Source organism: Nocardia mikamii NBRC 108933 (assembly GCF_001613505.1).
GTDB classification, from domain to species: domain Bacteria; phylum Actinomycetota; class Actinomycetes; order Mycobacteriales; family Mycobacteriaceae; genus Nocardia; species Nocardia mikamii.
The window spans coordinates 1-13357 of record NZ_BDCM01000008.1; the positions used below are offsets into that span (position 1 = coordinate 1).

14 protein-coding genes and 2 pseudogenes are annotated in these 13357 nt (G+C 67.8%); 6 read left to right on the forward strand and 10 right to left on the reverse strand.

Annotated elements, in window-relative coordinates:
* The 3 genes and pseudogenes from NMI01S_RS35315 to NMI01S_RS10560 all read left to right on the forward strand — a co-directional run.
* A pseudogene (locus NMI01S_RS35315) lies at nucleotides 1–346 on the forward strand (XRE family transcriptional regulator); the annotation flags it as partial.
* Entirely contained in the window at nucleotides 343–1233 is an 891-nt protein-coding gene (locus NMI01S_RS34050) for a phosphotransferase enzyme family protein (protein ID WP_245716809.1), read from the forward strand. The pseudogene NMI01S_RS35315 and the gene NMI01S_RS34050, both read left to right, overlap by 4 nt.
* A 358-nt stretch (nucleotides 1234–1591) precedes the next feature.
* On the forward strand, nucleotides 1592–1864 hold the full coding sequence (locus NMI01S_RS10560) for a hypothetical protein (RefSeq protein ID WP_062996091.1): 273 nt from the start codon (nucleotides 1592–1594) through the stop codon (nucleotides 1862–1864).
* A 9-nt stretch (nucleotides 1865–1873) separates the two neighbouring features.
* Here NMI01S_RS10560 and NMI01S_RS10565 read toward each other — a convergent pair whose 3' ends face one another.
* Both NMI01S_RS10565 and NMI01S_RS10570 read right to left on the reverse strand, forming a co-directional pair.
* On the reverse strand, nucleotides 1874–2080 hold the full coding sequence (locus NMI01S_RS10565; protein WP_062996092.1) for a ferredoxin: 207 nt from the start codon (nucleotides 2078–2080) through the stop codon (nucleotides 1874–1876).
* Nucleotides 2077–3372, reverse strand: coding sequence for an NADH-ubiquinone oxidoreductase-F iron-sulfur binding region domain-containing protein (locus tag NMI01S_RS10570; protein ID WP_062996097.1), 1296 nt, complete (start codon nucleotides 3370–3372; stop codon nucleotides 2077–2079). The genes NMI01S_RS10565 and NMI01S_RS10570 overlap by 4 nt, the downstream gene beginning before the upstream one ends.
* Nucleotides 3373–3446: 74 nt before the next feature.
* On the opposite strand from NMI01S_RS10570, the gene NMI01S_RS10575 reads away from it, so the two are divergent.
* Entirely contained in the window at nucleotides 3447–3920 is a 474-nt protein-coding gene (locus NMI01S_RS10575; protein ID WP_062996099.1) for a hypothetical protein, read from the forward strand.
* 62 nt (nucleotides 3921–3982) lie between these two features.
* On the opposite strand, the gene NMI01S_RS10580 is transcribed toward NMI01S_RS10575, so the two are convergent.
* The 8 genes and pseudogenes from NMI01S_RS10580 to NMI01S_RS35845 all read right to left on the reverse strand — a co-directional run.
* On the reverse strand, nucleotides 3983–4840 hold the full coding sequence (locus NMI01S_RS10580; RefSeq protein ID WP_062996100.1) for an alpha/beta fold hydrolase: 858 nt from the start codon (nucleotides 4838–4840) through the stop codon (nucleotides 3983–3985).
* Between the two features lie 22 nt (nucleotides 4841–4862).
* On the reverse strand, nucleotides 4863–5258 hold the full coding sequence (locus tag NMI01S_RS10585; protein WP_062996102.1) for a Rieske (2Fe-2S) protein: 396 nt from the start codon (nucleotides 5256–5258) through the stop codon (nucleotides 4863–4865).
* Nucleotide 5259: 1 nt separating this feature from the next.
* Entirely contained in the window at nucleotides 5260–6414 is a 1155-nt protein-coding gene (locus NMI01S_RS10590) for an amidohydrolase family protein (protein ID WP_062996103.1), read from the reverse strand.
* 27 nt (nucleotides 6415–6441) lie between these two features.
* Nucleotides 6442–7533, reverse strand: a complete 1092-nt coding sequence (locus NMI01S_RS10595) for an amidohydrolase family protein (protein WP_062996401.1) — start codon at nucleotides 7531–7533, stop codon at nucleotides 6442–6444.
* Nucleotides 7534–7805: 272 nt separating this feature from the next.
* Nucleotides 7806–9101: a TetR/AcrR family transcriptional regulator gene (locus tag NMI01S_RS10600; RefSeq protein WP_062996105.1), complete on the reverse strand. Its 1296-nt coding sequence runs from the start codon at nucleotides 9099–9101 to the stop codon at nucleotides 7806–7808.
* 71 nt (nucleotides 9102–9172) lie between these two features.
* Nucleotides 9173–10669 (reverse strand): CoA-acylating methylmalonate-semialdehyde dehydrogenase, encoded by a 1497-nt coding sequence (locus tag NMI01S_RS10605; RefSeq protein WP_245716817.1) that lies wholly within the window; start codon nucleotides 10667–10669, stop codon nucleotides 9173–9175.
* 38 nt (nucleotides 10670–10707) lie between these two features.
* A complete protein-coding gene (locus tag NMI01S_RS35840) occupies nucleotides 10708–10926 on the reverse strand; it encodes a hypothetical protein (protein WP_062996107.1) in 219 nt (72 codons plus the stop codon).
* Between the two features lie 92 nt (nucleotides 10927–11018).
* Nucleotides 11019–11214: pseudogene (locus NMI01S_RS35845) on the reverse strand (SDR family oxidoreductase); the annotation flags it as partial.
* 74 nt (nucleotides 11215–11288) lie between these two features.
* On the opposite strand from NMI01S_RS35845, the gene NMI01S_RS10615 reads away from it, so the two are divergent.
* A complete protein-coding gene (locus NMI01S_RS10615) occupies nucleotides 11289–12866 on the forward strand; it encodes a methylmalonyl-CoA mutase family protein (RefSeq protein WP_062996109.1) in 1578 nt (525 codons plus the stop codon).
* Nucleotides 12866–13279 (forward strand): cobalamin B12-binding domain-containing protein, encoded by a 414-nt coding sequence (locus NMI01S_RS10620; RefSeq protein WP_062996111.1) that lies wholly within the window; start codon nucleotides 12866–12868, stop codon nucleotides 13277–13279. Before NMI01S_RS10615 ends, NMI01S_RS10620 begins: the two co-directional genes overlap by 1 nt.
* The last annotated feature ends 78 nt before the right edge of the window (nucleotides 13280–13357 follow it).

The following is a 13357-nucleotide window of genomic DNA, read 5'->3' on the forward strand; positions in this document are numbered from 1 at the left end:
CAGCACCGGCAAGGCCCTGATGCCCGTCGCCGTGCACCGTAAACGAATTGACCTGGCCGCTCCTCGAATCCGTACGGCCATCGAGTTGCAGGGCCCGGACTACCCGCGATCGCGAACCTTTTCACTCACCCGGCTCGCCACTTTGACCATGGCGATCGGCGAACCACGCGAGGCAGCAGCTCTCGGCATGCGAGCAGCCAACGAAGCCGCACGCTACGATTCACAACGAATCCGAGACGAGCTTGCGACCCTAGCCGGCGCCGCTGCGCCCTATCGCCGGATCACCGAAGTCGCCGAACTCGCCCACGTCATCGCCTCCACCGGAAACTTTCAGGCGAGGTCATGAATTCATCAGGGATGACCTCAGCAGAAGAAGTCTTGTCCCAGGCAGCCGCGTTAGCCGGAGCCGAGGCCACCGGAGCGATCTCAATCCGCACAGGCGCCCATGCGATTTACCAGCTGCGCGGCGGCATTATCGCTCGAATCGGCAAGCCGGGCAGCGTCGATGCCGCTACGCGAGAACTGTGGATCTCTAGATGGCTCAACGAATCCGGCATCGACACGGTTGAGGCAGTCTCCGCACTGGACCAGCCGATCGTCGTCGACGAGCGTCCGGTCACCTGGTGGCGGCTCATTCCGGATCATCGCCCGGCCACCCCGGCAGAGCTCGGCAAGGCCCTACGGCGCTTGCACTCCATTGCCGCTCCAACTGCTTTCACCTTGCCGGAATACGATCCATTCAGTGGCCTGCTCGAAAAGCTCGACTCTGCAACAACTCTCGACGCCGACGATCGCGAATGGCTCCTGCAGCATGAACGAGACCTGCGAAGCCGCTATCAGCTTTTGCCAGCTCCTCGTCGCCATTGCGTGATCCATGGGGATGCCTGGCAAGGCAACCTCGTCGTACCACTCGCCGGACCACCGACATTCCTCGACCTGGACAAAGTCTCCACAGGACGCCCCGAATGGGATCTGATCCAACTCGCGGTCGACCACAGCGACTTCAACCGCCTCACCACCGCTGACTATCAATCCTTCGTGATCGCCTACGGTGGAATGGATATGACAGCGACCTCCGATTTTCGGGTATTCGCCGACATCCAAGAACTTCGTTGGACGGCCTTCGTAATCAGCCTCAGCAATCGAGTGCCACAAGCCAAAGCCGAAGCGGCCCACCGCATTGGTTGCCTACGCGGACAGATCGAACCGCCCTGGACCTGGCACGCCTTCTGATCGAACACGGTCACGCCCCCGGAACGATGTGACAGTTGGCAGATTGAGAAGCCCGTGATGGGCGAGTTGCCGAGTACCGCCATATCAACCGCTGCGAGTCGGTCGCGGTGCCCGGGCTGGGCACCCTGGGGAGGATTCACCCCTGCGCCGGAACCCGTCGCGCACGTTGTCATCAGCATGCGGGTAAACACCTTGAGCATTCCAATGGGTCGGCGTTGGCAGATGTGGTTTGCGGATTCGACGGCGGTCAACACTATGTTCCGGCCTAGTCGGCCTAGTCGGCCTGGTTCCGGCGGGCCGTTATTGCTGTTCGCCGCCGGAACTCGACTTGCGCCGCACCGGCGCAGAAGGAGGATACGTGCGCATCATCACCACCGGGCTCGCCACCGTGGCGTTGACCGTCGCGGCGGTGGCGGGGGCCGGCGCCGCCGCGGCCGATGACGATTCCGGGTTTACCCCGCCCAAGGAGATCGTCACCGTCGACATCAATCTTCTCGGATGTTCGATCGGCGCCGGACTCGGCGCGCAGCTGGTTCCCACCCTGAGCGCCGGCGGGTTCGGCGGACCGGTGGGCATCGACGGGGGACTGGCCGCGCGGCTGCGGAGTGCGGGCTGCCTGCCCTGGCGCTGACGGCGCGAATTATTCGGTCGCGCTGTCGATTTCGGTGATGGCGTGCACCGGGCAGTCCAGGAGTGCCCGGTGCACGCCGGCGCGATCGGCGGGCGGGACGGCGCCGTCACCCTCGAGGGACGCATACCCCCAGTCGTCGAGGGAGAAGTACTTCGGCGCGTGTTTGGCGCAGGTGCCGAAACCGTCGCAGACGGTGCGATCGAGTCGAATCCTCACAGCGAGGTCACCGCTTCCACATCGAAGGGCCGAACCGCGGCGAACGGTGTGGCCGCGCAGACCGCGCAACCCCCGACGAGGTGGCGCGCCACCGCGTCCGGGAATTCGTCGAGCAGGGTCCGGGCCGCGTTCGTCGCGGCATCGAGCGTCCCGCAGGCGCCGCGCCCGCGCAGGACGGTCGACCAACGGCGCAGCCGGTCCAGATCGGCGGCCTCGGCGCCGCCGTCGCGCAGCGCGGAGGCGACCGCGCTCATCGCCGCGGTGCCGTTGAAACACGAGCCGCACTGGCCGGCATTCTCCCGGTCGAAATATTCGAGTACCGACGCCGCCACCGCGACCGGGCAGTCGTCGGGCGTGAGCAGCGCGACCGCCCCGCAGCCCAATCCCGTCCCCATCGCCCGCAGCGTGGCGTGATCGAGCCGGGCGTCGAGGATGCGGCTGTTGGTGAGGCCGTTGAAATAACCACCCAGCAGGGCACCGTGCACCCGATTCGCGGCGACGCCGTGCACCTCGAGTAGTGCGCGGAACGAATAACCGTGCGGCAGTTCGTAAATGGCCGGTTCGCGTCCGGCTCCGGTGACGGTGGCCAGGAAGGTGCCCGGCGAGTCCGCGGTACCCGCGGTGCGGAAGGCCGCCGCACCGAAGCGGTGAATCCAGGCCAGCTGGGCGAGGGTCTCCACATTGCTCACCATTGTCGGGCGTCCGCCGACACCGGCCGTATACGGACGCGGTGGTTTGTCGGTGGGCGTGGCGGGCCCGCCGTCGATCGCGCGCACCGCCGCGGTTTCCTCCCCGGCCACATATCCGGCGGCGACGGTGACGATCTCCGGCGGCACCGGCAGTTCGCCAGCGCCGAGCTCGGCCACCGCGGCGGCGACGGATTCGGCGGCCCAGCCGTCGGAGACGTACACCACGGCGCGGTGGGCGCCGAGAATCGCTGCGGCGGCGCGCAATCCGTCCAGTACCAGATGCGGGCGCCGGCGCAGCAACCAGCGATCCTTGCCCGAGGCCGGTTCCCCCTCCTCGCCGTTGGCGACGACCACCGGACGCACCCCGGCGCCGCAATGCCGCTGTACCGACAGCAGTTTCGCGCCCAGCGGAAAGCCCGCGCCGCCGCGCCCGCGCAGACCCGACTCGACGATCTCGGCCAGCAGCCGCGCCGGGTCCTCGATCGGCGCGTAACCGCCGCTCGCCCGGTACGCCGCCGCCGATTCGGTACCCGCGTCGCCGCCGACGATCCGCGGGGTGGTCCCCGGTGGTGCGGCGACTATCGGATTCGCGATCGCATCCATCAATCCGTCCTTCGGAATATCGTCCGCCGCCGAAAAGCGTCGGTGCCGAAATTGCTGTGCCTACAATCGGCGGCATGCGTACCGCAGTAATTCGCGTCGATGTGGATCCCGCCGGTGAACTGTCGCCCGCGGAATTCGATGAAAGAATATCGGCGCTCACGTCCTTCGCCGCGGAATCCGGAATGGCCGTGACCGCGCCCGAAATCGATCGGTTGCCGGCGCGGCGGCGCGAAATTCAGCTGCTGATCGACGGTGCGGACACCGCCGCGATGCGCGAACACGCGGTCGGGATCTGTGCCGAGATCTTCGGCTCGGCCGTGCGGCCGGGGCCGGTCACCTTCGTCAGCCGGGGAACCGATGACGACGCCCACGGCGTCCTGGCCGGCTTCGGTATCACCGGGGAGATCGACCGCACCCACGACGAGGACGGCTTCGACACCCTCACCGTCCGCCTGGCGTCCACCGATCTGGAGCGCATCCCGGAAAGCCGGATCCAGACCGCGCTCGAGGCGGCGACCAACGCCGAAGTGATCATCGTCGCGCGGTGAAACGACCGGTGGGCGGCCCACGAGCGGCCCACCGCCACAACGGGATTCGACGCGTGCCATCGCTATCGCGCGACGAAGTCCAGGATCGCCGGGGCGGCCTGTACCCAGCAGTCGAACGGATGCCCCTCACCCCGTGCGCGGGCCCGCTGACCCTGCTGCCAGGCATCCTCCGGCCACGGCGGATCGATGAGGATCGACCCCTCGATCAGGCAGTGCACTTCCATCGAGGTGCGCTTGGGATGGTCGATATCGTGCTCGCCGCCCCGGATGATCAGGGTCGGGATCTTCAACTTCGAGAACTCGTAATCGGTCACACCAGGAATGGTCTGGCCCGGTTTGGGAACGTAGGCGTCGAGCCAGCGCAGCATCTGTGCCTGGAATTCCTCCGCGTCCCATGCCAGCAACCGGTCCTTGTTCTTCGGATTGTCCTGAATCCGCTCCTGCCATTCCGGCAGTTCGATCAGGCCCTCGATGCCCTTGATCTTCGCCGCGGTGATGTTGGGAATGATGTAATGCGAACCCAGTGCGATCGATCCGTAGTTGCCGCCGACGATATTCCACACGATCAGCTTCGTCGCGATCTCCGGATACAGCATCGCCGTCAGAATGGAATCGCGCGCACCGCCGGAACCGCCGGCGATGATCACCGGACCCGTGTCCAGATGCGCGAGCAGATCGTGCAGGACCTCGGCACGCATATGCGATTCGGTAGGGCCCCAGAACGCGACTTCGCTGCGCCCGCAATTGGGCCGGTCCCACAGCAGGACGCGGTGGCCGCCCGCGACCAGGGCCTCGGCCAGCGGGCGTAATCCGGGAATCTCCGTGCTGAACCGGCCGCCGGGAGTGAGCACGATCAGGGGACCGGACTCGCCGAGAATTTCGTAATAGACTTCGCCACCGCGGATTTCGGCGATCGACATGGACAGACCTCCTCGTCTGTAATCAGGCGGTGACCAGGACGTCGTTGCCGACCACCCGCACCGGATACGTGCGGATACTCCATTCCGGTTTCACCGCGGTGGTGCCGGTGGCCAGTTCGAATCCCCATTGGTGCCACGGGCAGTAGATGTATTCGCCGCCGCGCACACTGACCGCGTCGCCGGGCACCGATTCGTCGACCGCGGTGAGCCCCCGGGTGCGGCCCGCGCACAGCGGCCCGCCCTCGTGCGGACAGTAGTTGGCGATGGCGTAGAAGGTGCCGTCGACGTTGTAGACGCCGACGCCGTGGCGGCCGATGGGTACGAGTTTATGTGTGCCGGGAGGTATTTCGTCGACAGTGGCGACGGCGTGCTCACGTCCCTGCGGCAGCCGGGGTGTGGCGGCGAGATCGTCGGTCATCTCAGAACACCCGCACTTGCCCGGGCAGTACCGGCACGGTATCGGGCAGCGTGGCGTAGGTCTTCAGACCGTTGCCGAACATCACCGCCTCGCGGGTGTGCTCGGGCAGGTGTTTGACCAGCCAGCGCGGATCGTCGAAGGTCCAGTGCGGATAATCCGAGGAGAACAGCAGAATCTTCTCCGCCTCCATCCACTCCAGCGCTCTGGTCAATTCCGTCTTGTCGTCGGGATAGTCCAGCGGCTGGGTGGTGAACTTGATGTGTTCCTTCACGTACTCCGAAGGCTTGCGCTTGATCTCGACCCACGGTGTGCGCGCTTCGTAGATCGCGTCCATCCGCCACATCAGCGGCAGGATCCAGGTGAACGCGTGCTCGACCAGGATGATCCGCAACGCGGGGAAGCGGTCGAAGACACCGTCGAAGATCAGGCTCATCACCTGATTCATCGCCAGCAGCGAGTAGGTGACCATGAAATCGTGGTTGTAGCTGGGATATCCGACCGGCGGCATCGGCAGCGTCTCGAAGTATCCGCGCGAGAGGTGGCAGGCCACTGGTATGTCGTGCTTCACCGCGGCCGACCAGACCGGGTCGTACATCGGATCGCCCCACGCCGGACGGGGTTCCGCGCGGATGAGGATCTGCGCCATATACGGATGGCCGGCCCATTTCTCGATCTCGCGGACCGCGCCAGCCGGGTCCTCGGCAGCCGCGCTGATGGAACCGCGATAACGCTGATGCCAGTTGTTGTGACCGTCGAGCCAGTCCTGATCCAGCCAGGTGTTGACCGCCGCCGCGGCCGCCGAGGTCGCCTCGGGCAGCCGGGCCTGGTACAGGCCCGGCTCGAGGATGGCGATATCGGATCCGGCGCCCATGATGAGCTGCCGGAACAGGGTGTCGGGATCGCTGCCCGGGAAACCGCCGTCGGGCGTGAACGCGTCCACGCGCATCGCGTAGGCGTAGGCGAAGTCGGGGGCGTCGTAGAAGATGGTGCTGCCGACCTGACGATTGAGAAAATACTTGCTGCGGAACGGTTCGGGGTACAGTTCCGCGAGCCGTCCCGGCCGGGGCACCGGGTGGACGTCGGAGTCGACCACCCGCACCGCGACCCGATCCGAGCTCGGAACCCGCATCCGTACGTCGATATTCGCCTGTGTCATGGGTATCCCTTTCGATTCCGAGACCGGTTACCGCGTCGTCGCCGCGGCGGGAATGTCGATGCCGTACAGGCCGGCGGCATTGCGCCACAGCACCTTCTCGCGCTGGGCGGGAGTCAATGCCGTCGGCAGCCGCGCCGGATCGTCGAGTTGCCAGTGCGGATAGCTGGAACCGAACATCACCATGTCGTCCTTGCCGGTGAATTCCAGCCAGTCCCCGGCGAAGTCGGCATCGCCGGGCCCGTCGAGCCGGCCCTGAACGAAGTAGATCGAACCGGGGAGGTAGTCGCTGGGCATGCGCGGCGCCCACGGCGTCTGCTCGAGGTGCGGACGGCCGAAGGTGTCCATCCGCCACATCATGGGGGTGAGCAGGTCGGCGGCGCCGTCGGCCCACACGAAGCGCAGATCGGTGAAGCGTTCGAACACACCCTCGGCGATCATGTTCATCTGGTGGTAGAGGTAGTTCAGCGCCATGAAGCCGAGGTACTGCTCGTAGGTGCGCGGATGTCCGGACGGGGTGGGCGGATAGGCCACGCCGGAACCGGATTCGATGTGCACCGCGACGGGGAGATGCGCGGCCGACGCGGCCTCCCACAGGGGCCAGAACTGCGGCTTTCCGTACAGTTCGCGGGATTGCAGCGGAATGCCGATCTGCACGACGCGCGGATGGGAACCCCAGCGTTCGATCTCGCGGACCGCCCCGGAGATGTCCTCCGGATTGACCCGCAGCGTGCCGCGGTAGCGGTCGGCGTAGGCGCCGGAGTCCAGCCAGCGCGAGATCATCATCTCGTTGTGCGCGCTCGCGATCGCCGTCCCCAGGTGGCGGTCGGGCATGATGCCGCGGGTCATCGGATGCAGGATCGCGATATCGGCGCCGCGCTCGCCGAACAGCACCCGCCCGACGGCGTCGGGCTCGGAGCCGGGATATCCGCCCTCGGACAGGACGGCGCCCGGCGCGTATTCACCGCCCGGCGCGCCGTACCAGTCCATCTCGACATCCGGATAGCCGCGGGCGCTGTACGGTTCGCGCAGCCAGCTGCGCAGTTCGGCATTGCCCTGGAAGAAGATGTGCACGCTGGCGTCGATCAGCGGACTGGTGCTGCCGTCGGAGAGGGTGATCATCGGCTCTCCCGCGGGAGATGCCGGGGCGCTGAGGGATTCGGTCTCGGCGAGACGGAACGGATCGGCTCGGGATGGTCGGTCATGCGGGCTCCGTTGCGGGAAGTCGGCGCGTTCGCGGGCTGCCGTCGGTCCGGCGGTCGGGGAGAGTGCCCGGAAAGCTGTGCGAACGGACCGGTGCGCAGTCGCCCGGGCGAACTCGTGGGCGAACGTGCGAACCAAATATTTGTTCCGCAACTGTACGTCGAAAACCGGTCGGCGCACAAGGGCCGGCGTCAGGCGGCGGGAGCGGTGCGAGTGGCGCCGCACAGCAACGTCGCGCGGGAATGCGCGTGTGCGGCACGAATTCCCACGCGCGCGACCACCGGCGGCGGCATCCAGATCAGGTCGCGAACACAGGCCGACAACCGGCTCTTGGTCATCCCCTCGAGCGTGATCTCGCCGTCGGCGCGGCCCTGATCGACGACGCTCGCGATCTGCCGGGCACGCCGGCGCAGAACCTCGATCACGTCGCTGGTGTCGGGGGGAGTGGAGCGGAACCAGGCGCGCTGGATCGCGAACTCGAGGTCGAAACGCCGCAGCGCGTTGAGATTGATCCAGGTGAGCGCGTCGAGCTTGGCGACGGCGGAGCTGTCGGTGGTGACCACGGCGGCGTAGGCGCGCGAGATCTCGTCGTGGAACGACCCCATGATCGAATCCAGCAGCGCCTGTTTCGATTCCACGGTTCGGTACACGCTGCCCGCGCCCATTCCGGCGGCGGTGGCGATATCGCGCATGGTGGTCGCCTCGTAACCGCGGCGGGCGAATTCCACTCGCGCCACCGCGCGCAGCCGGGCGGTGCGGTCGTCGTCGCCGGTGTCGTCGGGAGCCGCCCAGGTGGCGATGGTGTCGTGCGCGGCGCGCAGGGCCGCCGAGCGATCGAGTGCGGCGGGAGAGGCCGGCTCGGCGGGCAGGCCGTCGAGCAGCAGGCGGCACACCACGGTCGCGACGCGGTCGGCGGAATTCTCGCGATGCAGGACCGACAGGCCGATGTGCAGCATGGTCTGGCACAACTGTTCGGCCAGCACCGACCGATCCACGGTGGCGGCGAGGTATCCGTGCGCGGCGCCGGCGTCGAGCAGGGCGCGCATCGCCGCGATCGGGGCGGTCGGCGGATCGGCGGCCAGGGCGATCAGCGCGGTCCCGGCGCCGGTGTGTGGTTCGTAGATCGACAACTGCAGTGCCGCACGGTGTTCCAGGGCGCAGGCGGCGAGGGCGGTGGCGTACCCGTTCACGACATCGAAGGCGCCGTCGGCGCTCGTGATCGCAGACGGCGGCGGTGCGGACCGGGCCACGGCATCCAGTGCGGCGTGATAGCGCTCGAGCAGTTCGACCGCGATCGCTTCCTTCGAATCGAAGTGGTGGTACAGACTGCCGGGCAGAATGCCGGAGGCGTCGGCGACATCCTTCACGTTCGTCCCGGCGTATCCGGCCGAAGCGAACAGGTCCGCGGCCGCGCGCAGGATCTCCGACCGTCGTGCGCTGTCGGCGCGGGCGGCGGCCGGCGCGGCGGGGGTCCGGGTTCGGGGCATCTGCTCAGTGTGACCGATATGCCCGCGTGCGGGTGGTGGTGACCCGGTCCGGGTGAGCTGGGCGCGGGGCCTCAGTCGTTGCGCGGGAAGCCCAGATTCAGCCCGCCGTGGCTGGGATCGAGCCAGCGGCTGGTCACGGCCTTGGTGCGGGTGAAGAAGTGCACGCCCTGCACGCCGTGCGCGTGGGTGTCACCGAACAGTGAGTTCTTCCAGCCGCCGAAACTGTAGTAGGCCATGGGAACCGGGATGGGCACGTTGATGCCGACCATCCCGACCTCGGCCTCGTACTGGAAGCGCCGCGCCGCGCCGCCGTCGTTGGTGAAGATCGCGGTGCCGTTGCCGTACGGATTGCCGTTGATCAGGTCGAGGGCCTGCTCGTATCCGTCGACCCGCACCACCGAGAGGACCGGTCCGAAGATCTCCTCGCGATAGGCGGCCATCCCCGGAGTCACGTGGTCCAGCAGCGTCGGTCCGAGCCAGAAGCCTTGGGACACATCGATATCGGCGTCGGCGGTGCCGATCGCGCCGCGACCGTCGACGACGACGCGGGCGCCTTCGGCCTCGGCCGTGTCGATGGCGGCCGCCACCTTGTCGCGGTGCGCGCGGGTAACCAGCGGACCCATATCGGCGTCGCCGTGCCCGTCGCCGAGGCGCAGGCCGCGCGTCCGCTCGGCCACCCGGGCCACGAGATCGTCGGCGATATTCCCGACCGCGACCGCCACCGAGATCGCCATGCAGCGTTCCCCGGCCGAACCGTATCCGGCATTGACCAACGCGTCCGCGGCCAGGTCCAGATCGGCGTCGGGAAGGATCACCGCGTGATTCTTGGCGCCGCCGAGGGCCTGCACCCGTTTACCGGTCGCGGCGGCGGTGGCGTAGACGTACTCGGCGATCGGAGTCGAGCCCACGAAGGAGACCGCCTTGATCGCCGGGTCCAGCAACAGCGCGTCCACGGCCTCCTTGTCACCCTGCACGACAGTGAAGACGCCGGGCGGAAGTCCGGCCTCGTCCCACAGCTTCGCCAGCCACAGCGCCGCCGACGGATCCTTCTCACTCGGCTTGAGCACGACGGTATTGCCGGTGGCCACGGCCAGCGGGAAGAACCACATCGGCACCATGGCGGGGAAGTTGAACGGCGAGATGATCGCGACCGGGCCCAGCGGCGCCCGCACCGAGTACGCGTCCACGCCGGTCGAGACGTTCTGAGTGAAACCACCCTCTACCAGATGCGGTATGCCGCAGGCGAATTCGACCACTTCCTGACCGCGGGAGACCTCGCCGAGGGCGTCGGAGAACACCTTCCCGTGCTCGGCGGTGATCAGTCCGGCCAGTTCGGATCTGCGGGCGTCGAGCAGTTCACGGAAGCGGAACATGATCGAGGTGCGCCGCGTCAGGGAGGTGTCGCGCCAGCCGGGGAAGGCGGCCGCCGCGGACTCGACGGCGGCGCGGACCTCCTCACGTCCGGCCATGGCGACGGTCCCGGTGACCCGGCCGGTCGCGGGGTCGGTCACCGGAGCGGTGCGCGCGGCGACGCCGGGCCGGATCCCGCCGTCGATCCAATGGCCGATGTGCGCGACGTCGGTGGTGGTGGGTTCGATCGTGCCGGTCACGACCGCACCCCCGCGTGCACACCGGTCATGGTGGTCAGCGGCGCCGCGCCGTACCAGCCGCAGGGCAGGCCGCAGCTGGCGGTGATCTCGATCTCGCGGCGGTGATCGGCGAAAGTGCGGACGGTGCGGACCGCCTCCGCGGCATAGCCGCAGCGCGGGCAGGTGCCGAAATAGTCCAGTATCTGGCGGACCGCGATATCGACGGGCGGCTGCATCGGTACCTCCGGGGTAACGAGTCGAGTTGTGCGGGGCGGGAAAGAATCTCGGCGGCATCGACCCTGCCGCGCGGATCGCGCGCCGAGTGGGGCAGTGCGGACCCGCCGGCCGTATTCGCCACCGCGGTAGGGACGGTGCCGGGCAGTTTCGGATGCGGTTGCGCGATCTCGGCCAGCAGCACGATATTCGCGCCCCGGGCGGCCGGCGGTGACCGCGACGGCGAGGCCGATCCCGCGGCTTGCGCCGGAGACGGCCACCGTGCGGCCGGCCAACGGAGATGCGGGCATGACGCTCCTCGAAGTCAGTCGTTCACCTTCGATGGTATTGGCATTCTCTTTTTTTGCAAGTAACGTATTCAAAGATGAACGACGACGTCCAGACCTCTTCCGGCATCCCGCTCGCCCCGGTCTACGGCCCGGGCGATCGCGTCGCCGAACCACCCCCGCCGGGCGAATATCCCTTCACCCGCGGCAATTTCGGCACCGGCTACCGCGGGCGACTGTGGACCTTCCGGCAATACTCCGGTTTCGGCACCGCCGAGGAGTCCAACCGCCGCTACCGCTATCTGCTCGGTCAGGGCGGCACCGGACTGTCGGTGGCCCTGGATCTGCCGACCCAATGTGGTTACGACTCCGACGATCCCGAGGTGAGCGAGGAGGTCGGCCGGGTGGGCGTGGCCGTGGACACTCTCGCCGACGCCGAGATCCTGTTCGAGTCGATTCCGCTGGACGAGATCAGCACCAGTTTCACCATCAACGGCACCGCCGCGATCCTGCTGGCGTTCTACGTGGCCGCCGCCGAACGCAAGGGCGTCGCCCGCGCGCAACTGACCGGCACCATTCAGAACGACATCCTCAAGGAATACGCGTCGCGGGGCACCTGGATCTGGCCGGCGCAGCCCTCACTGCGGCTGATCGCCGACACGATCGAATTCTGTGCCGCCGAGGTGCCGCGGTTCAACGCGATCTCGGTGGCGGGGGCGCACTTTCGCGACGCGGGCGCGACCGCGGTGCAGGAGATGGCGTTCACCCTCGCAGACGGAGTCACCTACTGCGACACCGTGGTCGAGCGCGGCCGCATGAGTATCGACGAGTTCGCGCCGCAGATCTCCTTCTTCTTCTACACCCACGGCGACTTCTTCGAGGAGATCGCGAAATACCGTGCCGGACGGCGTCGCTGGGCCACGCTGGTGCGGGAACGCTACGGCGCCACGACCGACCGCGCGTCGATGTTCCGGTTCGGCTGCGTCTCCGGCGGCGCCTCGCTGTACGCACCGCAGGCGCAGAACAATCTGGTGCGCGTGGCCTACGAGGCGATGGCCTCGGTCCTGGGCGGGGTGCAGTCGATGTTCACCGCCGCCTGGGACGAACCGTTCGCCCTGCCCAGCGAGGAATCGGCGACACTGGCGCTGCGCACCCAGCAGATCCTGGCCTACGAAACCGGCGTCACGCGGGTGGCCGATCCGCTGGGTGGCTCCTATTTCGTGGAGGCCCTCACCGATGCGACCGAAGAGCGGATCGCCGAGATCATGGCGGACCTCGACGCGCACGGCGGCATGGTCCGCTGCATCGAGGACGGCTATCTGCAGGGCCTGATCGCCGACGAGGCCTACCGCGCACACCAGGACATCGAATCCGGGGCGCGCCCGATCGTCGGGGTCAACCGATTCACCTCCGACGAACCCGCGCCCGAAATCGGCACCTACGAATTGGATGCCGCCGGAAGGGATCTGCAATTGAAGCGACTGGCCGAGGTCAAGGCCGACCGGGATTCCGGGGCGGTCGCCGCCACGCTGTCGGCGCTGTCGCGCGCCGCCGAGGGAGACGAGAATCTGATGCACCGGCTCATCGATTGCGCCAACGCCTACTGCACGGTGGGAGAGATGACCGCCGCACTGAAATCGGTGTGGGGCGAATTCCGCCAGCCGGTGGTGTTCTGATGCCCGCGCGCGTCCTGGTCGCCAAACCCGGGCTCGACGGCCACGATCGTGGCGCGAAGATCGTCGCGCGCACGCTGCGCGACGCCGGTTTCGAGGTCGTCTACACCGGTATCCGCCGCCGCGTCGAGGAGATCGTGTCGATCGCGGTGGCCGAGGATGTCGCGGTGGTGGGATTGAGCATTCTCTCCGGCGCACATCTCGGGCTCACCACCAAGGTGGTGGAGGGACTGCGCACCGCCGACGCCGCCGATATCGCGGTCGTGGTCGGCGGCACCATTCCGCAGGCCGATGTGCCCAGACTCCTCGAGGCGGGCGCGGCCGCGGTGTTCCCTACCGGCACCCCGCTGGATCAGCTGGTGAGTGAGATACGCGCGCTCACCGCGACGGTGGCGGGGCCGCCCGAGCCGAGATGACCGCGACCGCCCGCGCAGGTCACGGCCGGGCGAAGCGCCGGCGTCACACCGGTCACGGACACACTCGCCCATGCGATC

Excerpts from the sequence above, each read along its gene's own strand:
- NMI01S_RS34050 (WP_245716809.1), top strand. The coding sequence starts at position 343 with ATGAATTCATCAGGGATGACCTCAGCAGAAGAAGTCTTGTCCCAGGCA.
- NMI01S_RS10570 (WP_062996097.1), bottom strand. The coding sequence starts at position 3,372 with ATGGATGCGATCGCGAATCCGATAGTCGCCGCACCACCGGGGACCACC.
- NMI01S_RS10575 (WP_062996099.1), top strand. The coding sequence starts at position 3,447 with ATGCGTACCGCAGTAATTCGCGTCGATGTGGATCCCGCCGGTGAACTG.
- NMI01S_RS10580 (WP_062996100.1), bottom strand. The coding sequence starts at position 4,840 with ATGTCGATCGCCGAAATCCGCGGTGGCGAAGTCTATTACGAAATTCTC.
- NMI01S_RS10585 (WP_062996102.1), bottom strand. The coding sequence starts at position 5,258 with ATGACCGACGATCTCGCCGCCACACCCCGGCTGCCGCAGGGACGTGAG.
- NMI01S_RS10590 (WP_062996103.1), bottom strand. The coding sequence starts at position 6,414 with ATGACACAGGCGAATATCGACGTACGGATGCGGGTTCCGAGCTCGGAT.
- NMI01S_RS10595 (WP_062996401.1), bottom strand. The coding sequence starts at position 7,533 with ATGATCACCCTCTCCGACGGCAGCACCAGTCCGCTGATCGACGCCAGC.
- NMI01S_RS10600 (WP_062996105.1), bottom strand. The coding sequence starts at position 9,101 with ATGCCCCGAACCCGGACCCCCGCCGCGCCGGCCGCCGCCCGCGCCGAC.
- NMI01S_RS35840 (WP_062996107.1), bottom strand. The coding sequence starts at position 10,926 with ATGCAGCCGCCCGTCGATATCGCGGTCCGCCAGATACTGGACTATTTC.
- NMI01S_RS10615 (WP_062996109.1), top strand. The coding sequence starts at position 11,289 with ATGAACGACGACGTCCAGACCTCTTCCGGCATCCCGCTCGCCCCGGTC.
- NMI01S_RS10620 (WP_062996111.1), top strand. The coding sequence starts at position 12,866 with ATGCCCGCGCGCGTCCTGGTCGCCAAACCCGGGCTCGACGGCCACGAT.